This window comes from Devosia sp. (assembly GCF_034675085.1).
GTDB lineage: Bacteria > Pseudomonadota > Alphaproteobacteria > Rhizobiales > Devosiaceae > Devosia.
In genome coordinates, this window is record NZ_JAUCDN010000250.1 from 1 (window position 1) to 4,865 (window position 4,865).

At 66.3% G+C, this 4,865-nt stretch carries 5 protein-coding genes; 1 reads left to right on the forward strand and 4 read right to left on the reverse strand.

Going from position 1 to position 4,865, the window contains the following annotated elements; genetic code table 11:
- Positions 1-124: 124 nt before the first annotated feature.
- The 4 genes from upp to VDP82_RS13910 form a co-directional block, all read right to left on the reverse strand.
- On the reverse strand, positions 125-766 hold the full coding sequence (upp, locus tag VDP82_RS13895; RefSeq protein WP_323015444.1) for a uracil phosphoribosyltransferase: 642 nt from the start codon (positions 764-766) through the stop codon (positions 125-127).
- A gap of 20 nt (positions 767-786) precedes the next feature.
- Positions 787-2,004: a phosphopentomutase gene (locus VDP82_RS13900; protein WP_323015445.1), complete on the reverse strand. Its 1,218-nt coding sequence runs from the start codon at positions 2,002-2,004 to the stop codon at positions 787-789.
- A gap of 4 nt (positions 2,005-2,008) precedes the next feature.
- Complete coding sequence (gene deoA, locus VDP82_RS13905) at positions 2,009-3,331, reverse strand: thymidine phosphorylase (RefSeq protein ID WP_323015446.1); 1,323 nt, start codon at positions 3,329-3,331, stop codon at positions 2,009-2,011.
- A 191-nt stretch (positions 3,332-3,522) separates the two neighbouring features.
- Entirely contained in the window at positions 3,523-4,017 is a 495-nt protein-coding gene (locus VDP82_RS13910; protein ID WP_323015447.1) for a MarR family winged helix-turn-helix transcriptional regulator, read from the reverse strand.
- Between the two features lie 101 nt (positions 4,018-4,118).
- Here VDP82_RS13910 and VDP82_RS13915 point away from each other — a divergent pair.
- On the forward strand, positions 4,119-4,865 hold a 747-nt coding region (locus tag VDP82_RS13915), incomplete at its 3' end, for an HlyD family secretion protein (protein ID WP_323015448.1).

Genomic DNA, 4,865 nt, shown 5'->3' on the forward strand with positions numbered 1-4,865 from the left:
GCGGCGCGCCGACCTCTCCCCCACCGGGAGAGGTGGGGCCTGGTGGATGCCCCCTTGGCCGAGCGCCGCGAGGACCCCGCGCGTGGCGCGCCCCGCCCGGAGCGCGATCAGCGCGTGAGGGCCATCACTTCGTGCCGTACATGCGGTCGCCGGCGTCGCCGAGGCCGGGGACGATATAGCCTTTTTCGTTGAGATGGCTGTCGATGGCGGCAGTGAAGACCGGCACGTCGGGATGGGCTTCGGTGAAGCGCTTGATGCCCTCGGGCGCGGCGAGCAGGCAGAGGAAGCGGATATCGTTGGCGCCGCGCTCCTTGAGCTTGTCGATGGCGGCGGTAGCCGAATTGGCGGTGGCCAGCATGGGATCGACAACGATGATGAGACGATCTTCCAGGCTGGAGGGAGCCTTGAAGTAATATTCGACCGGCTCGAGCGTCTCATGGTCGCGGTAAAGCCCGATATGGGCGACGCGGGCGGCGGGGACGAGATCGAGCATGCCATCGAGCAGGCCATTGCCGGCGCGCAGGATGGAGGCGAAAACCAGCTTCTTGCCCTTGATGGCGGGCGATTTCATCGGCGACATCGGGGTCTCGATGTCGATCAGCTCCAACTCCAGATCGCGCGTCACCTCATAGCACATGAGATGGGCGATTTCGCGCAGGAGCCGCCGGAAGCCGGCAATGGAGGTCTCCTTGTTGCGCATGATGGTCAGCTTGTGCTGGATCAGCGGATGATCGATGACCGTTACATTGCCCACGAGTTTGCTCATCGGATCACCCTGCATATTGACTAGAGGAAAGACTTGCCGTGGCGGCCGGGGGCGAGCCCCAGCCAGGCGGCAATGGTTTCGCCAATATCGGTGAAGCTGGGGCGAATGCCAATCTCCCCCGGCGGCAGGGTTGGGGAAAAAACCAGGATCGGGGTCTGTTCGCGCGTGTGGTCGGTGCCCGGCCAGGTCGGATCGTTGCCGTGATCGGCGGTGAGCACCAAAAGATCGTCGTGGCGCAGTTTTGAAATCATCTCGGGCAGGCGCGCATCGAACAGTTCCAGCGCCGCCGCATAGCCGGGCACGTCACGGCGATGGCCGTATTCACTGTCGAAATCGACGAAATTGGTCATGACGAGCGCGCCGTCGCCCGCCATTTCCATGGCGTCCAGCGTCTTGTCGAACAGCTGGGGAATGCCGGTGCCCTTGATCTTATGGGTGACGCCGGAGCCGGCATAGATGTCGGAAATCTTGCCGATGGCGAAAACCTGGTGGCCGGCGGCCTGGTTGCGGTCGAGCAAGGTCGGCTCGGGCGGCGAAATGGCAAAGTCGCGGCGATTGCCGGTGCGCTTGAAGCTGTGCGCATCCTCGCCGAGGAAAGGCCGGGCGATGACGCGGCCGATCCGCAGCGGGGCGGTCAATTCAAAGGCGATCTCGCAGACGCGATAGAGCCGGTCGAGACCGAAATGGGTTTCGTGCGCGGCGATCTGGAAGACGCTGTCGACGGAGGTGTAGCAGATGGGCTTGCCGGTGCTTATATGCTCCTCGCCCAACTCGGCGATGATCTCGGTGCCCGAGGCATGGCGATTGCCCAGAATGCCCGGGAGCCCCGCCTTTTCGACCAGGGCGGCCACAAGCTCGTCGGGGAAAGCCGGAATGGCATGAGGGAAATAACCCCAGTCGAAGGGCACCGGGACGCCGGCGATCTCCCAATGACCGGAGGGGGTGTCCTTTCCTTTCGAGACTTCGCGGCCGACACCGAAGCGGCCACCTTTGGGCGTGGCGGACAGACCGGGCGGCAGCGTGCCGGTGGACAGCAGCGCAGCGGCGCCCAGGCCCATGGCATCCAGATTGGGCAGATGCAGCGGGCCGGCGCGCAGGCCGGGCCGGTCGGCCTTGCCGGCGGCGGCCCATTGGGCGATGTGGCCGATGGTATCGGCGCCCGCATCGCCATAATCGGCGGCGTCGGGCGCGCCGCCAATGCCGACGCTGTCGAGAATGCACAAAATGGCGCGAGGCATGGGCTTACTCCTTGGGCGTGATGCGGCCGGCGATCAGGGGAAATTCGGGGGCGCGCTCACCGATGCGATAGGCAGCCCTGAGGCGGGCCTCGGCGTCGGCGGCGCTGGCCTCGTCGGCGGCGTGAAGGCGGGCGATGGGCGTGGACGGATCGAGCCGCGCGCCAAGCCCGGCGAGCCGGTCGAAGCCGACGCGGTGGTCGATGCTGTCGGTGGGGGTGGCGCGGCCGCCGCCCAGGGCGACAACGGCCATGCCGACGCCGCGCGCATCGATCTGGCCGACATAGCCGGCCTCGCGGGCAAAAACATCGCGGACGATCGGCGCGGGGGCGAGGTAGCGGTCCATATGGGGCACAAAATCGGCCGGGCCGCCCAGCGCCGCGACCATTCTTGAAAAATGCTCGGTGGCACGGCCGGAATCGAGGGCGGCGTCCACCGCATGGCGCGCGGCCTCCGGGGTGTCGGCACGGCCGGCCATGAGGGCAAGCTCGGCGCACAGGGCGAGCGTCACCTCGCGCAGCCGCGCATCCTGATGGGCGCCGGTGAGGAAATCGACGGCGTTGCGCATTTCGAGGCCATTGCCGGCGGCACTGGCCAAAGGCTGGTTCATGTCGGTGATGAGCGCCGTGGTCCTCAGGCCAGCGCCATTGGCGACCGCGACCAGGCTTGCGGCCAGCGCCGTGGATTGCTCCAGCGTGGGCATGAAGGCACCGGACCCGGTCTTGACGTCAAGCACCAGCGCGCCGAGCCCGGCGGCCAGCTTCTTGGAGAGGATGGAGGCAGTGATGAGGGGAATGGATTCGACCGTCGCGGTGACGTCGCGGATGGCGTAAAGCGCCTTGTCGGCAGGCGCCAGATCTGCGGTCTGGCCGATAATGGCGCAGCCGGCCTCGCGCACGGCGCGGCGGAACAGGGCATTGTCGGGGCTGGTCTGGTAGCCGGGAATGGCATCGAACTTGTCGAGCGTGCCGCCGGTGTGGCCCAGGCCGCGCCCGGAAATCATCGGCACGTAAATGCCGATGGCGGCGAGGATGGGGGCGAGCATGAGCGAGACATTGTCCCCTACCCCGCCGGTGGAATGCTTGTCGGCCACCGGCCCGTCGAGATCGGACCAGTCGAGCACTTCGCCGCTGTCGCGCATGGCCAGGGTCAGCGCCACGCGCTCATCCATGCCCATGTCGCGGAAATAGACCGCCATGGCGAAGGCTGCGGCCTGGGCCGGGGAGACGGTGCCGGCGGCAAAACCGGCGATGAAGCGCGAAATCTCCTCGGCGGAAAGGGCCTGCCCATCGCGCTTTCTGGCGATGACCTCCTGGGGAAGAAAAACCATTGTTCAGCGCCTCGACAGGACAGCGGGCCGCGCGGCACCGGCACTCAGGGTTGCACTCAAGTTACAGGCTCCCGGGAAATGTCAGGGCCGCCAGGGCAAAGGGCCCCTAGGGCAAGGATCGGCAAAAAGGGCGCGGGCGGCTTCATGGCCGAAGCCTAGCGCAGTTCCGCAAGGGAGAAAACGCCTGCCTGTCACGAGGGGGATTTGTCGCGGGGGGTGGCGCCGGTTTGTTCCAGCCGGAAGCCGCGCAGCGAATCGCGGGTATTGGCGAGCATGCGGGACATGAAGCGGCGCACCACATTGGCCTCCTCGGCGGACAGTTCGGCGATGATGCCGGCATTGAGCGCCAGGAGGCGCTGGCGCAGATTGAGAAATTCCTGCCGGTTCGCCTCCGGCCCCAGCGCCAGCAGGACGCCGCGCCGGTCGGTGGGATGAGGCTGCCGCCGCACGAAACCGCGCGCTTCCAGCCGGTTGAGCAAAATGGTGGTGGCCCCGCTGGTGAGGCCCAGATGGGCGGCGAGCAGTTTGGGCGTGGCGCCGCCCTCCTCCCCCTTGATGAAATAGAGGCTCATCAGGTCGGTCAGGTTGAGCCCGGCCTGTTCGGCGGCGAGGCGGTAGACATGACTGATCTCGGCGGAAAGCTCGCGGATAATATCGTCCAGCCCGGTTTTTTCGTCCTGCGCCATGGCCCTCACGCCTAAAATTAGCTTTGCAACATAGTATCTTTATTGCAAAGCGAACAGCGATCGCTTAGATCAACCCGGCAATCGCAGCCGGGAGATAGAATATGGCACAGATCAGGGCAGTGGTGGACACGGCGGAAGATGCTTTCGACGCCGAAAAAGATGCCGTCATCGCGCTGGAAGCCGCACCCGCGCCCCAGCCGGTTGCGGCAAACGAGTCCATGGCAGAGGAAAAGGCCGGGACTGCCGCCCCCAACGCCTCCCGCAGGAAGGCGGGACGTATTGCGCTGCTGCTTGTGGGCATTCTGGGGCTGTGCATCGCCTGGTATCCACTTTCGGATCATCATGCCCCCTTTGCCGGCGGCGCCTCGGTGATCGCCGATGTGACGCAGATTTCGGCGCGCGTCGGCGGCCCGGTCACCCAGGTGGCGATCTCCGACAATGCAGAGGTGCGCGCGGGGCAGGTTCTGTTCCGCATCGACGATACGCCCTATGCCATGGATGTGGAGCAGGCCCGGGCGCAATTGGCGCAGGTGCTCAATTCGGTGGGATCGAGCTTTGCCGCCATCCCCGCCGCCGAGGCCAAGCTGGAACAGGCGCGGCTGGCGCTGGAAACCGCCGAGGACGATCTGGCCCGCGCCCGGCAATTGCATGAAAAAGAGCTGATCGCGCCCGCCAAGCTGAGCCAGGCTGAGGCCGGCCAGCGCTCGTCCATGCTCAATGTGCAGGCGGCGGAAGCCGAGGTGGAGCGGCTGCGCGTGGTGGCGGGCGCGGTGGACGCGGACAACCCCAATGTGCGCACGGCGCAGGCGGCGCTAGAAAAGGCCGAATTCGCGCTGGCCAGCACAAGC